The 17,622-nt window shown below is 63.2% G+C and carries 23 protein-coding genes; 11 read left to right on the top strand and 12 right to left on the bottom strand.

Translation table 11 applies throughout. The features are described from left to right. Window positions 1-28: 28 nt before the first annotated feature. Window positions 29-1,183, bottom strand: coding sequence for a DUF2235 domain-containing protein (locus B0E51_RS09785; protein WP_077444685.1), 1,155 nt, complete (start codon window positions 1,181-1,183; stop codon window positions 29-31). Window positions 1,184-1,367: 184 nt separating this feature from the next. Here B0E51_RS09785 and B0E51_RS19205 point away from each other — a divergent pair, with 184 nt between their 5' ends. Continuing rightward, on the top strand, window positions 1,368-1,478 hold the full coding sequence (locus tag B0E51_RS19205; protein WP_254424482.1) for an isocitrate lyase/phosphoenolpyruvate mutase family protein: 111 nt from the start codon (window positions 1,368-1,370) through the stop codon (window positions 1,476-1,478). After that, the gene (locus B0E51_RS09780) at window positions 1,471-2,061 is read left to right on the top strand and encodes a DNA-3-methyladenine glycosylase (protein WP_077444684.1); all 591 of its coding nucleotides are present in this window, start codon (window positions 1,471-1,473) and stop codon (window positions 2,059-2,061) included. Before B0E51_RS19205 ends, B0E51_RS09780 begins: the two co-directional genes overlap by 8 nt. Window positions 2,062-2,090: 29 nt before the next feature. Here B0E51_RS09780 and B0E51_RS09775 read toward each other — a convergent pair whose 3' ends face one another. The 5 genes from B0E51_RS09775 to B0E51_RS09755 all read right to left on the bottom strand — a co-directional run bounded on the left by B0E51_RS09775 (window position 2,091) and on the right by B0E51_RS09755 (window position 5,199). Then, entirely contained in the window at window positions 2,091-2,588 is a 498-nt protein-coding gene (locus tag B0E51_RS09775; protein WP_077444748.1) for a hypothetical protein, read from the bottom strand. 95 nt (window positions 2,589-2,683) lie between these two features. Then, entirely contained in the window at window positions 2,684-2,956 is a 273-nt protein-coding gene (gene minE / locus B0E51_RS09770) for a cell division topological specificity factor MinE (RefSeq protein ID WP_077444683.1), read from the bottom strand. 5 nt (window positions 2,957-2,961) lie between these two features. Next, on the bottom strand, window positions 2,962-3,777 hold the full coding sequence (gene minD / locus B0E51_RS09765; RefSeq protein ID WP_077444682.1) for a septum site-determining protein MinD: 816 nt from the start codon (window positions 3,775-3,777) through the stop codon (window positions 2,962-2,964). A gap of 34 nt (window positions 3,778-3,811) precedes the next feature. Next, window positions 3,812-4,582 (bottom strand): septum site-determining protein MinC, encoded by a 771-nt coding sequence (gene minC / locus B0E51_RS09760; RefSeq protein WP_077444681.1) that lies wholly within the window; start codon window positions 4,580-4,582, stop codon window positions 3,812-3,814. Further along, window positions 4,579-5,199 carry a GNAT family N-acetyltransferase gene (locus tag B0E51_RS09755; protein WP_077444680.1) on the bottom strand — a complete coding sequence of 207 codons (621 nt, stop codon included), beginning with the start codon at window positions 5,197-5,199 and terminating at the stop codon, window positions 4,579-4,581. The genes minC and B0E51_RS09755 overlap by 4 nt, the downstream gene beginning before the upstream one ends. A 210-nt stretch (window positions 5,200-5,409) precedes the next feature. Between B0E51_RS09755 and B0E51_RS09750 the strand changes: the two genes are divergently transcribed. From B0E51_RS09750 to B0E51_RS09720, 7 genes are all read left to right on the top strand, one after another. Next, a complete protein-coding gene (locus B0E51_RS09750) occupies window positions 5,410-6,633 on the top strand; it encodes a sensor histidine kinase (RefSeq protein ID WP_077444747.1) in 1,224 nt (407 codons plus the stop codon). A gap of 98 nt (window positions 6,634-6,731) precedes the next feature. After that, window positions 6,732-7,373 (top strand): response regulator transcription factor, encoded by a 642-nt coding sequence (locus tag B0E51_RS09745; RefSeq protein ID WP_077444679.1) that lies wholly within the window; start codon window positions 6,732-6,734, stop codon window positions 7,371-7,373. Between the two features lie 291 nt (window positions 7,374-7,664). Continuing rightward, window positions 7,665-9,035 carry a polyketide cyclase gene (locus tag B0E51_RS09740; RefSeq protein WP_077444678.1) on the top strand — a complete coding sequence of 457 codons (1,371 nt, stop codon included), beginning with the start codon at window positions 7,665-7,667 and terminating at the stop codon, window positions 9,033-9,035. Between the two features lie 182 nt (window positions 9,036-9,217). Next, a complete protein-coding gene (locus B0E51_RS09735) occupies window positions 9,218-10,174 on the top strand; it encodes an ABC transporter ATP-binding protein (RefSeq protein WP_077444677.1) in 957 nt (318 codons plus the stop codon). Beyond that, window positions 10,171-10,905 carry an ABC transporter permease subunit gene (locus tag B0E51_RS09730; RefSeq protein ID WP_077444676.1) on the top strand — a complete coding sequence of 245 codons (735 nt, stop codon included), beginning with the start codon at window positions 10,171-10,173 and terminating at the stop codon, window positions 10,903-10,905. Before B0E51_RS09735 ends, B0E51_RS09730 begins: the two co-directional genes overlap by 4 nt. Window positions 10,906-10,908: 3 nt before the next feature. Continuing rightward, entirely contained in the window at window positions 10,909-12,810 is a 1,902-nt protein-coding gene (locus tag B0E51_RS09725) for a Gldg family protein (protein ID WP_077444675.1), read from the top strand. A 133-nt stretch (window positions 12,811-12,943) separates the two neighbouring features. After that, on the top strand, window positions 12,944-13,822 hold the full coding sequence (locus tag B0E51_RS09720) for a cytochrome c oxidase assembly protein (protein WP_077444674.1): 879 nt from the start codon (window positions 12,944-12,946) through the stop codon (window positions 13,820-13,822). A gap of 14 nt (window positions 13,823-13,836) precedes the next feature. Here the strand turns inward: B0E51_RS09720 and B0E51_RS09715 are convergent, their stop codons facing one another. Both B0E51_RS09715 and B0E51_RS09710 read right to left on the bottom strand, forming a co-directional pair. Then, the gene (locus B0E51_RS09715) at window positions 13,837-14,355 is read right to left on the bottom strand and encodes a copper chaperone PCu(A)C (protein ID WP_077444673.1); all 519 of its coding nucleotides are present in this window, start codon (window positions 14,353-14,355) and stop codon (window positions 13,837-13,839) included. Continuing rightward, window positions 14,352-14,966: an SCO family protein gene (locus B0E51_RS09710; protein ID WP_077444672.1), complete on the bottom strand. Its 615-nt coding sequence runs from the start codon at window positions 14,964-14,966 to the stop codon at window positions 14,352-14,354. Before B0E51_RS09710 ends, B0E51_RS09715 begins: the two co-directional genes overlap by 4 nt. Before the next feature lie 79 nt (window positions 14,967-15,045). Between B0E51_RS09710 and B0E51_RS09705 the strand changes: the two genes are divergently transcribed. Both B0E51_RS09705 and B0E51_RS09700 read left to right on the top strand, forming a co-directional pair. Further along, window positions 15,046-15,426: a DUF423 domain-containing protein gene (locus B0E51_RS09705; protein ID WP_174570625.1), complete on the top strand. Its 381-nt coding sequence runs from the start codon at window positions 15,046-15,048 to the stop codon at window positions 15,424-15,426. A 51-nt stretch (window positions 15,427-15,477) separates the two neighbouring features. After that, the gene (locus B0E51_RS09700) at window positions 15,478-15,840 is read left to right on the top strand and encodes a hypothetical protein (RefSeq protein ID WP_143525865.1); all 363 of its coding nucleotides are present in this window, start codon (window positions 15,478-15,480) and stop codon (window positions 15,838-15,840) included. 10 nt (window positions 15,841-15,850) lie between these two features. Here B0E51_RS09700 and B0E51_RS09695 read toward each other — a convergent pair whose 3' ends face one another. The 4 genes from B0E51_RS09695 to B0E51_RS09680 all read right to left on the bottom strand — a co-directional run bounded on the left by B0E51_RS09695 (window position 15,851) and on the right by B0E51_RS09680 (window position 17,603). Further along, window positions 15,851-16,228 carry a DUF3887 domain-containing protein gene (locus B0E51_RS09695; RefSeq protein WP_077444670.1) on the bottom strand — a complete coding sequence of 126 codons (378 nt, stop codon included), beginning with the start codon at window positions 16,226-16,228 and terminating at the stop codon, window positions 15,851-15,853. 25 nt (window positions 16,229-16,253) lie between these two features. Then, window positions 16,254-16,448 carry a DUF4177 domain-containing protein gene (locus B0E51_RS09690; RefSeq protein WP_143525864.1) on the bottom strand — a complete coding sequence of 65 codons (195 nt, stop codon included), beginning with the start codon at window positions 16,446-16,448 and terminating at the stop codon, window positions 16,254-16,256. Window positions 16,449-16,468: 20 nt separating this feature from the next. Then, the gene (locus B0E51_RS09685; protein ID WP_077444668.1) at window positions 16,469-16,660 is read right to left on the bottom strand and encodes an Arc family DNA binding domain-containing protein; all 192 of its coding nucleotides are present in this window, start codon (window positions 16,658-16,660) and stop codon (window positions 16,469-16,471) included. Between the two features lie 73 nt (window positions 16,661-16,733). Then, on the bottom strand, window positions 16,734-17,603 hold the full coding sequence (locus B0E51_RS09680; protein ID WP_077444667.1) for an SPFH domain-containing protein: 870 nt from the start codon (window positions 17,601-17,603) through the stop codon (window positions 16,734-16,736). Window positions 17,604-17,622: the final 19 nt, after the last annotated feature.

Genomic DNA, 17,622 nt, shown 5'->3' with positions numbered 1-17,622 from the left:
GCCGGAGCTGGTCGAAGCAGGCATGCGACTAGGCAGACGTTCCTGATGGGCCGCCGCTGGGAGGGGTATCCTGCACAACCACGGCCTCGACCGACATCAGCACGATCGCGCGGGTCAACGCCTGGGCCAGCGAAGGCGATCGATAGCCCGCATCGGCCAGCCAGCGTTCCCATACCGAGGGATCCACCTTTTCGTTGACGCCGGTACCAAGCACACGGTCGAATGGTGGCTTGAACTCCTTGTAGAGACCGCTCATGAATTCCGCGTAGGAATCACGTGGTACGCCGCTGCCTGCATCGGCTGAAGGAAGCAGGATTTCACGGCAAGCCAACCCCGCATCGATCGCCTTGCGTTGCAGCCAGGCAAGCGATAGATCGGGCAGCAGATCGGGCTTGTGCCCGGCGCCATCGCGGTCGTTGCCGCCGCCAACGTCGGCATGTGCACCGATGAACCAGCGTTGTTCGACATCGATCTGTTCGATCTTCTTCGAGGTCAGGGTTTCGCCGGATTTCACCGTGCCCGGATTGCGTGTCCATACCGCCGGCGCAAAGTCGGCACGGTGCTCATCCAGCGCCAGCGCCTGGTAGGCGTACTTGACGATCTTGCTGAGTTCGGTGTCGTGGAATTGGTAGCGCGAGCGGGCAAACGGGAACCATGAAGCGGTGTCCGGTATGCCGAGCGAGCCGACCGTATCCCATACGCCGATGAAGTGGATCCCGATCTCGATCGAGTGGCTGGCCCGGAAGGCCACCGCGACTGCATCGTCGGGCTTGCTGGCGGTGTCGCGGTAGAAGTCGTAGGCGGCGGAAATATCGGTGCTGCTCACCCTGCCGTCGGTGCCGCATTTGAGCAGGCCGCATTTGCGGATCAGGCCGCCGAGGCTGCGTGCGGTGTAGGCACCACGGCTGAAGCCGAACAGGTAGAGCTCGTCGCCCGTTTGCCAGGTGGCGCACAACCACCGATAACCGTCGATTACATTGTTGGACAGGCCGTAACCGAAGGCGCCGCCGAGCAGATGGGTCAGCCCTGGCTTCACGCCGACACCGGGAATGTATTCGACGAGCTGCTCGATGCCGTTGGCGTCGCATGGCGCGATGAGTCGACGCAGGCGCTCGACGTTGGTATGTGACTCGGGTTTGTTCCAGGTGCCGTCGAACAGCAGCACAAGCCTGCGGTTGACCATGGTGCCCTCCACTGCGATCCATCCGGGGGTGCCTGGGAGGAACTCTAGGCTGCGGCGATACGCGAGGCCAGTGCCACACCGGTTGCCGTTGTGAACCGCTTGGCATGCTGCACAGAGTGTGCGGGCGGCGTAACCTGCGGACTCCGTGAATGGCGATGGCTGGACCATGTCAATGGATAGACGAATGCAAAACGAGCGCGCGCAGGCTTTTCGGAAAATGCACGATCGCTCGTCGATCCTGCTGCCGCCGAACGCATGGGATGCGGGCAGTGCACGGCTGTTTGCACATGCGTGATCGGCGCGACACGCTTGGTCGGGCGTTCTATCAGCGCGATCCACGCGTCGTTGCGGTGGCGCTGCTGAACAAGGTCCTGGTCAACGCGGACGGTCGCAGCGGACGCATCGTGGAGACCGAAGCGTATAACGGGGCACAGGATCCGGCAGCGCATTCCTGGCGTGGCCAGACTGCGCGCAATGCGACGATGTTCGGCGCACCGGGCCTGCTCTATGTGTATTTCACCTACGGCATGCACTGGTGCAGCAATCCCGTATGTGGAGAAGCAGGCGAGGGTGTTGCCGTATTGCTGCGGGCGCTGGCGCCGCTCAGCGGACTCGAGATGATGCGCGCCGCGCGACCATCCTGCCGCAGCGACCGCGATCTGTGCCGCGGCCCGGCGCGGTTGTGTCAGGCGATAGGCATCAACGGCACGCAGGACGGCATTGATCTGGTCGACGGCAGCGGGGGTTTCAGCATTGTCGACGACGGCGTGCCGCCACCGGACGCTCCCATGGTCACTGCGCGCATCGGTATCACCCGCGCGGTGGACAAACCCTGGCGCTGGTATGTGCCGGACGATCCGCATGTCTCGCGCCGCTGAGCTGGCCGTGGCGGCCGGGCGACATGGCTTCAGATCAGGCCACGTGCCCTCAGGAACTCCCTTGCCTCGCCCGCATCCTGCTCGAACCAGGCGCGGGTCGAGCCGAGCCGGAACGAATAACCCCAGGCATCCATGTCGGCCATCAGGCGCACACGTCCCACGCCGGGCAGTTCGTCGGCCAGCACGATCTGCAGATAGCAGGTGGCATCCTCTTCCTCGATCGAATCGGTGGCGTCGGTATGGACGTCCAGGCGTCTTTCCGCCGGCAATACGATCAGGTGGCAGGCTTCGTGCAGAAGCGAATGCACCGGTGTGTCGGCGCGGGCATGCACGGTATTGCCGATGATGCCGGCTTCCTCGTCACCCCAGTAGCTGCCGGGAATCGGCTCGCCAGGCGCCACGCGCTGCAGTTGGAGGCCATGGCGGGCGAGCAGGGTTGTTGCCGCATCGAAGCCGATCTGGCCCATGCGCATGACGGTGCCGGCTGGATCGCTCGGTTCAGAATGGACGCTGGTTTCGGGGTGCATACGCGTGCGCGGACAGCGCAGGTCGATGAAGCGGAAGAGCAGTGCCGGGCGATGCCCGATCACCCGGCGGAATGGCTGCAATCAGCGCCGGAGACTCAAGCCGTCTTGGCAGCGGCCTTGCCATCAGGCAGCGTCACCGAGAGCTCCAGCACTTCGTGCCCGCTGTCGCGTTCGAAATTGATGTTGATTGCATCGAGATCGACGTGGACGTATTTCTTGATCACCTCGAGCAGCTCGTTGCGCATCATCGGCAGGTAGTCCGGTGCGCCGCGGTTGGACCGTTCCTGCGCCACGATGATGCGCAGGCGTTCCCTGGCCACGGTCGCGGTTGCTTCCGGCTTGCGCTTCAGGAAATCAAGAATGCCCATCGTGATCAACCTCCGAACACGCGCTGGAGAAAGCCCTTCTTGGGCACGTCGATGAAGCGCAGCGGGCGCTCTTCGCCGAGGATGCGGGCCACGGTGTCGCTATAGGCCTGACCGGCATGTGAATTTACATCGACGATGACCGGGATGCCGTTGTTGGAGGCGGTCAGCACGTTTTCCGATTCGGGGATCACACCGACCACTTCGATGCCGAGGATTTCCTCGACGTCCTTGACGCTGAGCATTTCACCGATGGCGACGCGGGCCGGGTTGTAACGGGTCAGCAGCAGGTGCTGTGTGACCGGGCCTTCGCCGCGCTCGGCACGCCGGGTCTTGCTGGCGAGCAGGCCGAGGATGCGATCCGAATCGCGCACCGAGGACACTTCCGGGTTGACCACCACGACGGCGTGGTCGGCGAAGTACATCGCCAGATGCGCACCTTTCTCGATGCCGGCCGGCGAGTCGCATACGACGTAGTCGAAGCCGTCTTCGGACAGGCCGTCGAGCACTTTCTCGACGCCTTCCTGGGTCAGCGCGTCCTTGTCGCGGGTCTGGCTGGCGGCCAGCACATAGAGGTTGTCGTGGCGCTTGTCCTTGATCAGCGACTGCTTCAGCGTCGCCTCGCCATGCACGACGTTGACGAAGTCGTATACGACGCGCCGTTCGCAGCCCATGATCAGATCGAGATTGCGCAGGCCGACGTCGAAATCGATCACGGCGACTTTCTTGCCGGCCATTGCCAGGCCGGTGGCAAGTGATGCGCTGGTCGTCGTCTTGCCGACGCCGCCTTTGCCGGAAGTGACAACGATAATCTCAGCAGTCAAGGGCCCATCTCCGTGTCGTTCTTGTTGTAGGTGATCACAGCTTGGCGATCAGCAATTTTTCGCCTTCCAGCCAGCATTGCACGGACTGGCCTTCGAGGTCGTCAGGAATTTGTTCAAATACGCGATAGTGACCGGCGATCGCCACCAGTTCGGCGCGGAAGTCGGAAACGAAGATGCGTGCCTTCTCGTCACCCTGTGCACCGGCCATCGCGCGACCACGCAGGCCGCCGTAGACATGGATGTTGCCGTCGGCGATCACTTCGGCGCCGTTGGCGATGGCACCGGTGACGATCAGGTCGCGATCGCGCGCGTAGATCTGCTGACCCGAACGTACCGAGCCTGCATGGTGCTGTGCACTTTGCAGGCTGCCGGGTGCCGGTGCGGACAGGATCGGCTCGCGCTGAACCGGTGCGGCTGGCTCGGCACGCGTGGCAGGTTCGACAGCGACCGGGCTGCCGCTGGTTGGTTCATAGGCGGCGCGGAACTTCGCGATCAGCGGCAACCCCATGCGCTTGGCCAACGCCTCGGTTTCACTGGTGCCATAGGCCAGGCCCACCGGCAACATGCCCGCGCTGCGCACGGCTTCAAGCATGGCATCGACGCTGCCGTCGTCCGGCAGGTTGAGCAGGTGGCTCAGATCCAGTACGACGGCGGCGCGGGAAAACATCTGTGGTGCGGCGCGCACTCGGCGTTCCAGTTCATCACACAGCGCGGCGGCGTCGACCCGGCGCACGCGTACGCAGGCAATGCCGACCTGGCCGAAGCGCAGATCGCAAACGTCGTTTGTATCCATCTTTGCATTCATGGGCGCCGCTCTCCAGCGAGGCGGCGCGGGGTGGTGTCATGCAGGAAAGGGCGGCTGCGCTCGGCCAGCCAAGGCACGTCGGGCAGGCCGCCGTGCTCCAGGTAGGTCTCGCGTACATAGGCGTAGCTGGGCAAGTCCCTGGCAAGCAGGCTCACCTGCGGACCATGTTCGCCCATGCGCTGCTGGCCGACTTCCTGGAAGCCGTAGGTGCCATGGAACAGCACCACCACGTCGTCACGCGGCTCCAGGAATACCTCGCAGGTGAGCAGTGGTACGCGTACCTCGGCGTAGCTGTGCACATCGCAGTAGAAGATCCGTCCCAGGCCATGGCGATGATAGGCGTTCGCGATCACGATGCGGTCGATGTAGACGAATTGCGGATAGTGTTTGGCGAACCAGCGGTAATTGGGACTTTCGTAGTCGCCGCCTTCGCGCAGCGCGATCAGGAATCCGGCCAGGTGACCGTCGATCTCGGCCACGCGGAAATACTCGGCGTGCTCGTAGAAATAGCGCAGCCGTGTGGCGTCGAGGGCGAGGATGGAGCGACCGGCGGCGTTGTTGAGCGCCAGCACGGCATCCAGGTCGTGCTCGCGCACGTCGCGGATGGCAAGGGCCATTCGTTGCTCCGCAATGAATTGGGTACAGGAACCGAGATCGACGGGTCGACCTCACACATGGGCTCATTATGACATGCGACTGGAGCCGGCACATCTCGCAAGGGCACATGTAAAGGCTTTGTAAAACGTCGGTAGCACGGATTCGCCGGCGCAGTACGCATGACTTCTCGCGCATTGCGCGAAAATCACGTACGCCCAATGATGCCAGCCATGCGCTGGCCATTTTTCAATCACATCCGTTTGCTCCGCTATGCGGGCTTCTTCACCTATCTGTCGGTGGGGACGCCGCTGATCACCAATTGGGCTACCGATCGCCTCAACCAGCTGCATCGTCCGAATTTCGCGCTACTGCTGTGGACGCTTTGCTATCTGGTCTTCGGCTTGATGTACTGGCTGCTGACCAGCAATCTCGGCTCACGGCGTTACCCGGGCCTGAAGTTGCTCGGATTGGCCTTGATGACGGTGGCGGCCATGGCGGTAGGCTGGTACAGCCACAGCGGGCTGTCGGCCATGCTGATGGTGGTCGCCTCGGTGGCGTTGCCCTGGCTGCTGCCGTTCTGGCTCGCGGTGTTCTGGCTGGTGCTGCAGCAGCTGATCCTGGTGCCGATCTTCGCTACCTTTCCAGAATATGACCATAGCTTCACGTTGAGTTTCCTGCAGGCCAGCCTTTACCTGGGCATAGCCGTGCTGGTGTTCGTGGCCTCGGCCGTGGCCAGCCAGCAGACCGAAGAGCGTGAGGCGCAGCGCCGGCTCAACTCCGAACTGCGCGCCACCCGCGCCTTGCTGGCCGAGTCCAGCCGCATCGCGGAACGCATGCGCATCGCGCGCGACCTGCATGACCTGATCGGCCATCATCTGACCGCGCTGAGCCTGAATCTGGAAGTGGCCAGCCATCTCACCAACGAGGCTGCCGGTGCTCATGTAGGCAAGGCGCAGAGTACCGCCCGGCAACTGCTGGCCGACGTGCGCGAGGTGGTCAGCGAGTTGCGCCAGGACGATGCTATCGACCTGACCCAGGCCTTGCGCAGCCTCACCGAGGGCGTGCCGGGACTGCATGTACATGTCACCATGCCGTCGCGTTTCAGCGTGGAGGATCCACGCCGTGCGCAGGTGTTGCTGCGCTGCGCGCAGGAAATCATCACCAATACCGCCAGACATGCCGGTGCGCGCAATCTGTGGCTCAATTTCGCCTATGCCGATGCGAGTCTGCTGGGTCTGCATGCACGTGACGATGGCCGCGGTGCCGACCAGGTCGAGCCAGGCAATGGCCTGTCCGGGATGCGCGAGCGGCTGGCCGAATTCGGTGGCAGCCTGACGCTTGACACCGCGATGGGCCAGGGGTTTGCGCTGACCGTGCGCCTGCCGCTGGGCGAACAAACCGCACTGGCACATGCACCGTCCCGGTTTGAGCCACCTGCACTGAATGTGTCGTAATTAATGTTGATGGCTCACCCGGGCATGGCAGAATGTGTTTTTGCTGGTTAGCCGGTTTCCGGGTCACCCCTTGAATCACGTTTCTCCGAGGATGCGCGATGATCTCCGTTTGTCTCGTCGACGACCAGAATCTGGTGCGCCAGGGAGTTCGCTCGCTGCTTGATCTGGCCGAAGATATCCGTGTGGTCGCCGAATGTGCCGATGGCGCCCAGGCGGTGCTGGACATTCCGCGGATCAAGCCCGATGTGGTGCTGCTGGATCTGCGCATGCCGAACATGAGCGGACTGGAAGTGCTGCAGGCACTCTCGGCGCGCAACGAGTTGCCGCCTACCATCATTCTCACCACCTTCGACGATGACCAGCTGGTGCTGCAGGGTCTCAAGGCAGGCGCACGCGGCTATCTGCTGAAGGATGTCTCGCTGGAACAATTGGTGGAGGCGGTGCGTACGGTTGCCGGCGGCGGCTCGCTGGTGGCCCCGATGGTCACCCAGCGGCTGATGGCGGGTGTGTCGCGGATGCAGAACCATTTCACCAGCCTGGAACAGCCCGATCCGCTGACCGAGCGCGAAACCGAGATCTTGCGGCTGCTGTCCGGCGGATACAGCAACAAGGAAATCGCCAACTCGCTGAAGGTGGCCGAGGGAACGGTGAAAAACCACGTTTCCAACATCCTTTCCAAGCTGGGCGTACGCGACCGCACCCGTGCCGTGCTGAAGGCGCTGGAGATGGGCATCGTCTAAGGCTGACCAGGTCGGAGGCTGCTCCGTGAGTGCGGTGTCATTGCGGTGTGACGATAGAGTCGGTGGCAGGCCTCGAGTGGCTTGCGGCATCATGTTTTGCCTTGCTTTTTTGGCCTTCCAGACTCGCTTGCAGCGGCAGATGGCGTTCCAGCCCGCGAGCAAGTAACATCCGTAGCTTCGGCGTTTGCCGACCCCCTGTCACGGCCCTCGGAACGACCTTTCGGGCAGGCGCGCGTGGCGCTGGGGCGACATCTTTAGGTATGGCGTAAGAGACGCTCGGAGAACTCTGGAATGATGCGTGTCCTTGAATTTCTTGTTGCACTGGTCATCGTTGCGGTGATCGGTGTGGTGGCGGCCGTGGTCATGCCCGGCAGTGGTCATGTGGAACGCCAGCTGGTGATCGGCAAGGACATGCGCCAGGTCTACGACATGCTCGACAATTTCCGCCGGTTGCCGGAATACGCGGTACTGCGCAACTACGATCGCAATGCGCAGTTCAACTTTTCCGGCAAGGCTTTTGGCCCGGGTGCCGAGATCAGCTGGACCAGCAGCGATCCCAAGGTGGGCAACGGCGGATTGACCGTGGCCAGTGCCACGCCGGATTTCGACAAGATCGACTCCAACACCAAGAATGCCAGCATCGTCTGGAACCTGGACAACGATTGGCGCGGTTTCGACAAGCATTTCACGCTGGACCTGGAGCGCCAGGGCAGTCGTGGACAGCTGACTCAAGTCACCTGGTCCTATGACGTGGCCTACGGCTGGAACCTGATCAACCGGTTCTCCAGCATGTATATCCACGGCGACCCCGATGCGTTCGTCCAGTTCAGCCTGAACAACCTGCAGAATGTGCTGGCCGGTGTGGCCAACGTCGACTACAGCCAGCTGATTCCGTACATCGCGCAGACCCAGCCGACGCCGATGCTGCTGGTGTCCACTTCAACCCAGCGCAAGGACGGTCAGGACGCGGTGGAGGACGAGGTCACCAAGGTCTCGACGCAACTGCAGGCTGCAGCCAAGAAACTGGGTGTGAACGTAACCGGCACGGCGATCCTGTTCATCACCAATTACGGTGATCAGACCTTCAACTTCGACGTGGGCTTGCCAATCGACTCCAGCACGCTGACCGTCAACGGCCAGAGCGTGCAGCTGACCGTGCCGACCACTCCGTCACTGGACGCATCCGCGGCTCCGGCTGAAGCCGGCAGCAGTGCCGGTGCTGCCAGCAGTGCCCCGCTCGCAGCGGGCAGCCGCGATCGCTTCGGTCGCCTGGTGGTGGACAACGATGTGCGCGCCACGCTGGCGTTTGGCGGTGCTGTGCTGAAGGGTGTGTGGAACGGCACGTTCGCGGGCGTCCCGCAGACTCGCGAGATGCTCAAGGCCTACGCGCAGACCCATGGCTATACCTTCGACGAGGTGGTCAGCCCGGTCTATGACATCGTGGTCACGCCGGCGCAAAAGGACGCCAGCGGCAGCATCACCCGTTATGCCAAGTACAACGTATTGCTGCCGATCACCAATGCACCGGCGCAGACGCCGGAGCAGGAGGCAGGAATTCAGCCGCCGTCGCCGGATACGGACGCACCGGCCGCTTCCAGTACCGCACCGGCTCCGGCCGGCACGGCTGCCGCACCGGCCGCGGCAGCCAGCGCAGCCCACTAAGCTGAAGTCGTCTGGTTGCAGCATCGAAGGGCCCTTCCGCCACGGAAGGGCCTTTTCTTTATCGGTTGCGGTCATGGCCGAACTTCAAGGATGTCTTGCGGTACATTGCCGGACGACCTGCGCGCCGCTGGCTGAACTTGTCAGCGCCCGGCGACGCGTTTAGCCACGGTTTCCTACCGAACATGATCGAAACTGACCAGCTCACCCGATGCTATGGCAACCTGACTGCGGTGGATGCGCTGAGCATGCGCGTCGAGCCGGGCCAGGTGCTTGGTCTGCTGGGCCCCAATGGTGCCGGCAAGTCCACCGCGATGCGCATGATTGCCGGGTTTCTGGTACCTACCTCGGGTACGGCACGGGTCTGCGGGTACGACGTGCTGCGCGAGCCGCTGCAGGCCAAGCGTGCGCTGGGTTACCTGCCCGAAGGTGCGCCGAGCTATGGTGAGCTGACCGTGCGGGAGTTCCTGCAGTTCATCGTCCGCATGCGCGGCTTCCGGCCAGATGTCGGCTTCCGGCGCTTCGACGAAGTGGTGCACCGGCTGCAGCTGGAGGAGGTACTGGGGCTGTGCATCGACACCTTGTCGAAGGGTTTGCGCCGGCGCGTGGGACTGGCCCAGGCGATCCTGCACGATCCACCGGTGCTGATGCTGGACGAGCCCACCGACGGTCTTGATCCGAACCAGAAGCATGCAGTGCGCCAGTTGATCGACGTGATGGCGCGCGAACGCACGATCCTGATTTCCACCCACCTGCTGGAAGAAGTGCATGCGCTGTGCAACCGCGTGGTGATCATTGCCCGCGGCAAGCTGATGGCGGATGCCACCCCGGCCGAACTGGAGCAGCGTTCGCGCTACCACGGTGCGGTGTCGTTCAGCGCGCCGGGCAGTGGCATGTCGCAGGAGATGCTGGGTCGGCTGCCGCAGGTGGCGGCGATCGAGGTCGATCCGCTGGACGGCCGCATCACGGTGTTCCCGAAGCCGGGCGAGCGCATCCTCGAACCAGTCGAGCAGCTGCTGCGGCAACAGGGGCTTGAGGTATCGGAGATCCAGCTCGAGCGTGGCCGACTGGACGAAGTATTCCGGCAGATCACCACCGACGGCAACGGCCAGCACCACGTGATGTCGGGAGAACGTGCATGAGTCCGCAGAGCGCAGTCATGCGGCGTGAACTGCGCAGCTATTTCGTGACGCCGGTGGCCTATGTATTCCTGGTGATCTTCCTGGTGCTCGCCGGCATCCTTACCTTCTATGCCGGCGATTTCTACGAACGCGGGCAGGCCGACCTGCAGCCGTTTTTCATGATGCATCCATGGCTGTATCTGATCCTGGTGCCGGCACTCACCATGCGCATGTGGGCCGAGGAAACCAGGGGCGGCACGCTCGAGCTGTTGCTGACGCTGCCGATCACGCTGTGGCAGGCGATGCTGGGCAAGTTCCTGGCGGCATGGCTGTTCATCGGGCTGGCGCTGGTGCTGACGTTTCCGATCTGGATCACGGTCAACTATCTGGGCTCGCCGGACAACGGCGTGATCCTGGCCGGCTATCTCGGCAGCTGGCTGATGGCCGGCACCTTCATCGCGATTGGCGCCTGCTTGTCGGCACTGACGCGCAGCCAGGTGGTCGCCTTCATTTTGACTGCGCTGGTCTGCGTGCTGCTGATCCTGGCCGGACACCCGCAGGTGCTGGATTTCTTCCAGGGCGCGCTGCCACGCAAGCTGGTCAATGGTGTGGCGCACTTGTCCATGCTGCGGCATTTCGAGGCAATCTCGCGCGGCGTGCTGGACGTGCGCGACTTGCTGTATTTCCTGCTCAGCACGCTTGGCTGGTTGCTTGCCGGCGTGTTGCTGCTCGATCTGAAACGGACGCGCTGACCGATGCCTCGTCTGCACTTGCCTGGCGTGTTTTCCATCCCGCTGCAACTGACCCGGCGCGGCGCGTTGTATGCCGGGCTGATGCTGCTGGTTCTCGTCTTCGTGCCGCTGATCGTGGCCAGCAGCCGCTGGCTGCATGCGTCGCGGGTCGACCTCACCACCGACAAGCTCTACACGCTGACGCCCGGCACGCTGCAGATCGTCGATACGCTGCAACGGCCGTTGCGGCTGACCCTGTATTTCTCCGAGCATGCCACCCGTGACCTGCCGCAGCTGCGCAGTTACGAGCAGCGGGTGAACGAGATGCTGCAGGAGATGGTTGCGCGCTCGCACGGCCGCATCCGGCTGCAGGTGATCGATCCGGTGCCGTATTCCGACGATGAGGCCAGCGCCGAAGGCGGTGGCCTGACCGCCGCCAATGGCGGCAGCAACGGCGAGCGGGTGTTCTTCGGGCTGGCCGGCAGCGCCATGGCCGTCAGTGCTGACGGCGAGACGGCCGAGAAGACGCTGGCGATCCCGTTCTTCGATCCGGCACGCGAGGCGTTTCTCGAATACGACATCGCCAAGTTGCTGTACGAACTGAACCAGGTCAGCAAGCCGCCGATCGGCGTGATCAGTTCGCTGCCGATCGCGGGCAATCCTGCGCTCGGCCAACCTGCGTGGGCGGCGATGCAGCAGCTCGATCAGCTGTTCGACATGAAGATGCTGGATGCGGCGACGTTGAAACATGTCGACGATGGCATCAAGGCGCTGCTGCTGATCCATCCCAAGCAGTTGCCTCCCGATGCGCAATATGCGATCGACCAGTACGTACTGCGTGGTGGCCATCTGGCGGTCTTCGTCGATCCGGATGCGGAACTTGACGTCACGCCGTACGCTGCCGAAAGCCCGACGGTTTCCGACCACAGCTCGGATGTCCCGCGCCTGTTCGCGGCCTGGGGCGTGCTTTACGACCCGCGCAAGGTGGTGCTCGATCGTTCCCGCGCGTTGCAGATCGAACTGGCCGGCAGCAGCCTCAACCATCCGGCGATGCTGGATCTCGGCGCGCAGGAGTTGAACCGCGACGATGCCATCACCGCCAGCCTGCAGCGCATCAATGTGTCCAGCGCCGGCTATTTCGATCTTGCCGCGGATGCGCATACCCGACTGATACCGTTGCTGCAGAGCACGGCCGAGGCGGAGATAGTGCCCACGCAACGGGTGCTGGACGCGAGCAGTGACCCTGGCTCGCTGTTGCAGGGTTATCAGCCGGACAACGCGCACTATGTGCTGGCAGCGCGACTGCGTGGCACCTTCAAGAGTGCATTTCCCGAGCGTGCCGGTGGGCCGGGATATCTGGCCCATTCCGCGCCAAATGCCCAGGTGATTCTGGTTGCCGATACGGACCTGCTGAGCGACCGGCTGTGGGTGGAGCCGCAGACGATGCTCGGCCAGACGACGATGCAGGCCTTCGCCAACAACGGCGACTTCCTCACCAATCTGGTCGACAACCTCAGCGGCTCTTCGGCACTGCTGTCGATCCGCGGCCGTTCCACCTCGCAGCGCCCGTTCACGCGGGTGGAGGCGTTGCGCAATGTGGCCGACCAGAAATTCCTGCAGAAAGAGCACGAGCTGGAACTGGAACTGGCCGAGACCCGGCGCCGGCTGGATGAGCTGCAACCGTCCAAGGGCAGCAATGGCAGCGCGGTTTCCGCCGAACAACGGCAGGAGATCGAGCAGTTCCGTCAGCGCCAGCTGGCGATCAACCAGGAACTGCGCGAAGTGCAGCATCAGCTCAATGCCGAGATCGACGCGCTCGGTCTGCGCGTGAAGTTCATCAATATCGTGCTGGTGCCGATCCTGGTGATACTGATCGGCCTGCTCTACGGCTGGCGCCGCAGCCGGTTCAGCCGCCGCCGCAGATGATGGCGGAATTCGGCTGGAACGTGCGAGCGGCAATCTGCCGCAAGGCAGTCGACGCGCGCGGCATTATGCTGGGCGGTCGCCGACGGCTCTCAAGTCGAGGTTCCGGGGCAGATGGGATCGCTGGTGCACTGACGTGATGGCTACGCTGCTGAAATGGCTGGTGCCGTGGGAATTTTCGTGGATATTCCTCGTGATTTTCCTGTCGACCTGCGTGTTGTACGTGCGCGGCAGCCGTCGCTTGCCGGTGAGTTTCGGTCGCAAGCTGGCGTTCTGGACCGGCATGGCGATCATCTACCTGTCGCTGCAGACCTATCTGGACTACTACGCCGAGCATGAGTTCTTCATGCACCGCATCCAGCAACTGCTGTTGCACCATCTGACCCCGTTGCTGATCGTGGCCACCTATCCGGCGACGGTATTGCGTGCCGGCCTGCCGCTGAGGTGGCGTTTGCGGGTGCTGCGGCCGTTGCAGCGATCGTGGCCGTGGCGGCTGATCAGCGGGCTGATCCTGAACCCGGTGCTGGCAACGCTGCTGTTCGTGGTATTCGTGCTGATCTGGCTGATCCCGTCATTGCAGACGCTGGCGATGCTGGACTGGCGGATCTATCGCTTCATGAACTGGACGATGCTGATCAGCGGATTCGCCTACTGGTCGCTGGTGCTCGATCATCGACCGCATCCGCCCGGACGGATGACCGCCGGTCTGCGTGTACTGTCGCCGGCAGTGACCATGACACCGCAGATCCTTGCCGGTGCGATCGTCACGTTTTCCAAGGCTGATCTTTACCCGATCTTCGAGATCTGCGGCCGCGCGTTTACCTTCAACGTGCTGACCGGACAACTGATCGGTGGCGTGATCACCTGGGTGCCGGCAGCCTTGATCGAGTCGATCGGTGGACTGTTGGCGCTGCGTCAGTGGCTGCGTTTGTCGCGCCATGGGCGATTGCCGCGCAGCCTGCCGCGGCGACGCCGGGCAGCGCACGCTGCAGCCGATGTGATCGCATCGGACTGATCAGTGACGTTGGCTCAGTGGCCCACCTGCGGCATCGCAGCGTGATCCATCGATTTCATGTCCGTGGCTGGCACGGCCTGATCCTCACCCGCATCCACAGCATTGGCCGGGCGTGCGAGGAAATCGGTGGGCAGGGTGCTGCCATCGGTGAATTTGAGGATCAACCTGACCAAGTCGCCGGGCTTCACCGGCCGCGTCGGCTTCATCAGCATCAAGTGATAACCGGCGGGCGCCAGCACAGCCGAGCCATGGGCAGGAACGCTCAGCGAATCGACCATCATCATGCGGCTCATGCCGCCTTCGCTGGAACTCTGATGCAGCATCACGTCACCGTACGTCGCGCTGTCCGCCCCGCTCAGCGCGACTGCTTTGCCGCCATCGTTGGAGAGAGTGACATAGGCGCCGGCCGGCAGGTTGCCCGGCAGTACACGGATCCAGGCGTGGCTGGCATGAACGTGTTCGGCCGCGCTGGCATGTACCCCGCCAGCAAGCAGCAGGCCGGCGAGCAGGAACGACAAGCTGCGTGGTTTCATGGCGCGGCTCCGTTGTCGAGCAGCAGATGCAGGTCGTGAACGATGTCATCCTGGGAGGCAGCCGGTGTGGCCAGCGCACGTGCGTGGCCGTCACGGTCAAACAGATAGATCGCCGAGCCGTGGCTGACTTCGTAGTTGCCGTCGATGCTGGCCGGTTCGCGAGTGAATGACGAACGGTAACGCTTGACCAGCGACTCGACCATGCGCGGGTCGCCGGTAAGTCCAACCGCGTGCGGGTCGAACGCATTGACGTAGGTATGCATCACATCCGGCGTATCGCGGGTCGGGTCGACACTGACGAACAGGATGAGCGCACCATCGGCCAGCGCCCCCAGCCGCTGCATCACCACATGCAGATGTGCGAGAGTCAGTGGGCAGACATCCGGGCAATGCGTGTAGCCGAAATACAGCACCACCACCTTGCCGCGATAGTCGGCACCGGTAACCGTCTTGCCGTGATCGTCGATGAGCTTGAAGTCGAGATCCGGCATGTGGCCACTGACATTGGTCAGCCGCAGCGGCAGCGGCTCGCTGCGCTGGCAGCCGCCCAACAGCAGGCTGACGACAAGCAGCAAGAGCAGGGCGGCACGCGGTAGATGGCGGGGCTTCATGCGAGAATCCGGAGTCTTCAACCGATCAAGCATACGACAGCGGCTGCAACACGGGGTCTGACTGCCGGAGAATTCACGCATGCTGCGACATCCTGTCAGTACCCGCGCCGGCCTGTTGATCGGTGCAGCCGGAGCCAGCGCGGTGCTGCTGGGTGCGTTCGGCGCGCATGCCTTGCGCGACGTACTCGATGCGCCGCACAGTGAGTTGTGGCATACCGCGGTTGACTATCACGTCTGGCATGCCCTGGCGTTGGCACTCGCGGTGGGACTGGGTCGTGGCCGCAGTGGACGTGTCGCGGCGGCTGCCTTCGCGCTCGGTATCGTATTGTTCAGCGGCAGCCTGTATGCGCTGGCGCTCGGGGCGCCGCGCTGGACCGGCATCATCACCCCGTTCGGCGGCATGGCCTTCATCAGCGGCTGGATCGCATTGGGTCTGTCACTGCGTACGAGCGGGGATTGAAGCCGGCACCTTCGTCATTCGCCTGTCATGCCGCCGCGCGAGCATGCAGGCATGAACCTCGCCACGATCCTGCGCATCCATCCATGGTTGCCCGCTGCCGGCATGCTGGCGGGGCTGCTGGCGATCGTGCTGAACGGCTTCGGTCTGGTGCGTCCGTCAGCGGGTTCCGGTTCATTGATGCGCTGGCATGACGCCAGTCACGACTGGCTGTTGGTCGCCGATGATCAAGCCAATCAGCTGACCTTCTACGACGCCACCGATGGGCGACCGCTGCAACGACTTGGCCCCAGTGCGGTGGGCGATGTCGCCGTACTGGCGCAGCGCGATGGCCGCCTGTTCGTGATCGACGATGACGGCACGCGGAATGAGCTCAAGTTGCCGCAGCTGCAGACCGTCGCCGCCAACGTTCCCTGAGACATCGCGATCATTGATGCGGCTTGATGTAGAAACCGCCAATCTTGCCATCGGCATCACACGCTACCTGCGCATCGATCACGCTCTGGCCGTAATGCAGGGGAGTGACCACCACGACATGGGCACTCGCTGCGCTGACACGCGCCGGTTCGCGCTTGCCGCGTGCGCCAAACTGTTGCGTCACCGCTTGCCAGACCTTGGCCAATTTGTCGGCGGTGAGGGCTGCTTTCACGGTGCCATCGAAATCAGCCGTGGCACCGGCATAGTCGCCCTGATCCAGATGGTCGAGCATCTTGCTGGAGGTAACTTGGCAGTCGGTGCCGGCAGCGTGCGTCACGCCGACACCAAGGCCAAGCGCGATGCAGATGGCGTATGCAAGTTTCATCATGGAAATTCCTCCTGTGGGTGGTCGCTCAGCGCGGTCGCTTGAAGTACAGCACGGTCGGCTGTGCCGGGCCGGCGCAGACGGCGTTGACCAGCTCCCATCCAAGCGCACCCTCACGGTTGAGCGCGCTGATGGCTTCGTCGTCCGTTGGCGTCAGGGTGAGCTTGAGACCACCACCACCGTGCTTCAGCGTCACAACCTTGTATTCCCATGTCGCAGTCATCGGGTGCTCCCTGGATACCATCAGTGGTTGTCGTCATCGGCCGGCGGCGCGGCCTTTTCGGGTTTCAATCGGCCATTCTTGCGCAGTGCCTCGCGCAGCACGTATTCGATCTGCGCGTTGACACTGCGCAGCTCGTCATCGGACCAGCGCTGCATCGCATCGAGCACGGCAGCACTGATGCGCAGTGGATAGGCTTTTTTCTCGGCGGCCATGCGTGCTCAGTGCTGCCTGTGGTGCCGGGCGGCGCTGGCGATGATGATGAGAGCGGCGCCCATGGTGTGCTCCTCAGCCGCTGTACAAGGTACCGGTGTTCACCACTGGCTGGGTACCGCGCTCGCCGCACAGTACCACCAGCAGGTTGCTGACCATGGCTGCCTTGCGCTCTTCGTCGAGCTGTACCACGCCACGCTTGCTGAGTTGGTCGAGCGCCATTTCGACCATGCTGACGGCACCTTCGACGATCTTCGTGCGCGCCGCGATGATGGCGCCGGCCTGTTGCCGCTGCAGCATCGCCTGGGCGATTTCCTGGGCATAGGCGAGGTGACTGATGCGCGCTTCGACGACCTGCACACCAGCCTTGCCGAGACGGGTCTGAATCTCGTCGCGCAAATGCGTGTTGATCACGTCGCCGTGGCTGCGCAGCGACGGTATGTTGTCGTCGTGCGAGTCGTACGGATAGCTCTGCGCCATCTGCCGCAGTGCCGATTCGCTCTGGATGTGCACATAGTTCTCGTAGTCGTCGACACAGAACACCGCCTCGGCGGTATCCACCACCTGCCATACCACCACCGCGGCGATCTCGATCGGGTTGCCGTCGCTGTCGTTGACCTTCAGCTTGCTGCTCTCGAAGTTGCGCACGCGCAGCGACAGGCGCTGCCTGGCGTAGAACGGATTGGTCCAGCGCAAGCCGGCATCACGCACAGTGCCTGCGTACTTGCCGAACAGCTGCAGTACCTGGCCTTCATTCGGCGCGACCTGGAAGAAGCCTTTCAGCAGGAACACTTCGAGCACGCCCAAGGCGGTACCGGCAAAGATATGCAGCGCCGGCTGTGCCGGATCGGCGGTAAAAATCAGTGCTGCGCAGACGCCGGCCAGCACGATGCAAAACCCGATGAAAGGGATGCCGGCGATGGAAAAGCCATTGCGTTCGTTCATGGTGTTGTCTCCCTGAGAT

The organism is Rhodanobacter sp. C05, from assembly GCF_002001165.1.
In the GTDB taxonomy this organism is placed as follows: domain Bacteria; phylum Pseudomonadota; class Gammaproteobacteria; order Xanthomonadales; family Rhodanobacteraceae; genus Rhodanobacter.
This window is presented reverse-complemented; position numbering and strand designations above follow the sequence as displayed.

What these genes read in the sequence shown, in the direction of transcription:
- B0E51_RS09785 (WP_077444685.1), bottom strand. Translation starts at nt 1,183, where the DNA reads ATGGTCAACCGCAGGCTTGTGCTGCTGTTCGACGGCACCTGGAACAAA.
- B0E51_RS19205 (WP_254424482.1), top strand. Translation starts at nt 1,368, where the DNA reads ATGCAAAACGAGCGCGCGCAGGCTTTTCGGAAAATGCACGATCGCTCG.
- B0E51_RS09780 (WP_077444684.1), top strand. Translation starts at nt 1,471, where the DNA reads ATGCGTGATCGGCGCGACACGCTTGGTCGGGCGTTCTATCAGCGCGAT.
- B0E51_RS09775 (WP_077444748.1), bottom strand. Translation starts at nt 2,588, where the DNA reads ATGCACCCCGAAACCAGCGTCCATTCTGAACCGAGCGATCCAGCCGGC.
- minE (WP_077444683.1), bottom strand. Translation starts at nt 2,956, where the DNA reads ATGGGCATTCTTGATTTCCTGAAGCGCAAGCCGGAAGCAACCGCGACC.
- minC (WP_077444681.1), bottom strand. Translation starts at nt 4,582, where the DNA reads ATGAATGCAAAGATGGATACAAACGACGTTTGCGATCTGCGCTTCGGC.
- B0E51_RS09755 (WP_077444680.1), bottom strand. Translation starts at nt 5,199, where the DNA reads ATGGCCCTTGCCATCCGCGACGTGCGCGAGCACGACCTGGATGCCGTG.
- B0E51_RS09750 (WP_077444747.1), top strand. Translation starts at nt 5,410, where the DNA reads ATGCGCTGGCCATTTTTCAATCACATCCGTTTGCTCCGCTATGCGGGC.
- B0E51_RS09745 (WP_077444679.1), top strand. Translation starts at nt 6,732, where the DNA reads ATGATCTCCGTTTGTCTCGTCGACGACCAGAATCTGGTGCGCCAGGGA.
- B0E51_RS09740 (WP_077444678.1), top strand. Translation starts at nt 7,665, where the DNA reads ATGATGCGTGTCCTTGAATTTCTTGTTGCACTGGTCATCGTTGCGGTG.
- B0E51_RS09735 (WP_077444677.1), top strand. Translation starts at nt 9,218, where the DNA reads ATGATCGAAACTGACCAGCTCACCCGATGCTATGGCAACCTGACTGCG.
- B0E51_RS09730 (WP_077444676.1), top strand. Translation starts at nt 10,171, where the DNA reads ATGAGTCCGCAGAGCGCAGTCATGCGGCGTGAACTGCGCAGCTATTTC.
- B0E51_RS09725 (WP_077444675.1), top strand. Translation starts at nt 10,909, where the DNA reads ATGCCTCGTCTGCACTTGCCTGGCGTGTTTTCCATCCCGCTGCAACTG.
- B0E51_RS09715 (WP_077444673.1), bottom strand. Translation starts at nt 14,355, where the DNA reads ATGAAACCACGCAGCTTGTCGTTCCTGCTCGCCGGCCTGCTGCTTGCT.
- B0E51_RS09710 (WP_077444672.1), bottom strand. Translation starts at nt 14,966, where the DNA reads ATGAAGCCCCGCCATCTACCGCGTGCCGCCCTGCTCTTGCTGCTTGTC.
- B0E51_RS09705 (WP_174570625.1), top strand. Translation starts at nt 15,046, where the DNA reads ATGCTGCGACATCCTGTCAGTACCCGCGCCGGCCTGTTGATCGGTGCA.
- B0E51_RS09700 (WP_143525865.1), top strand. Translation starts at nt 15,478, where the DNA reads ATGAACCTCGCCACGATCCTGCGCATCCATCCATGGTTGCCCGCTGCC.
- B0E51_RS09695 (WP_077444670.1), bottom strand. Translation starts at nt 16,228, where the DNA reads ATGATGAAACTTGCATACGCCATCTGCATCGCGCTTGGCCTTGGTGTC.
- B0E51_RS09690 (WP_143525864.1), bottom strand. Translation starts at nt 16,448, where the DNA reads ATGACTGCGACATGGGAATACAAGGTTGTGACGCTGAAGCACGGTGGT.
- B0E51_RS09685 (WP_077444668.1), bottom strand. Translation starts at nt 16,660, where the DNA reads ATGGCCGCCGAGAAAAAAGCCTATCCACTGCGCATCAGTGCTGCCGTG.
- B0E51_RS09680 (WP_077444667.1), bottom strand. Translation starts at nt 17,603, where the DNA reads ATGAACGAACGCAATGGCTTTTCCATCGCCGGCATCCCTTTCATCGGG.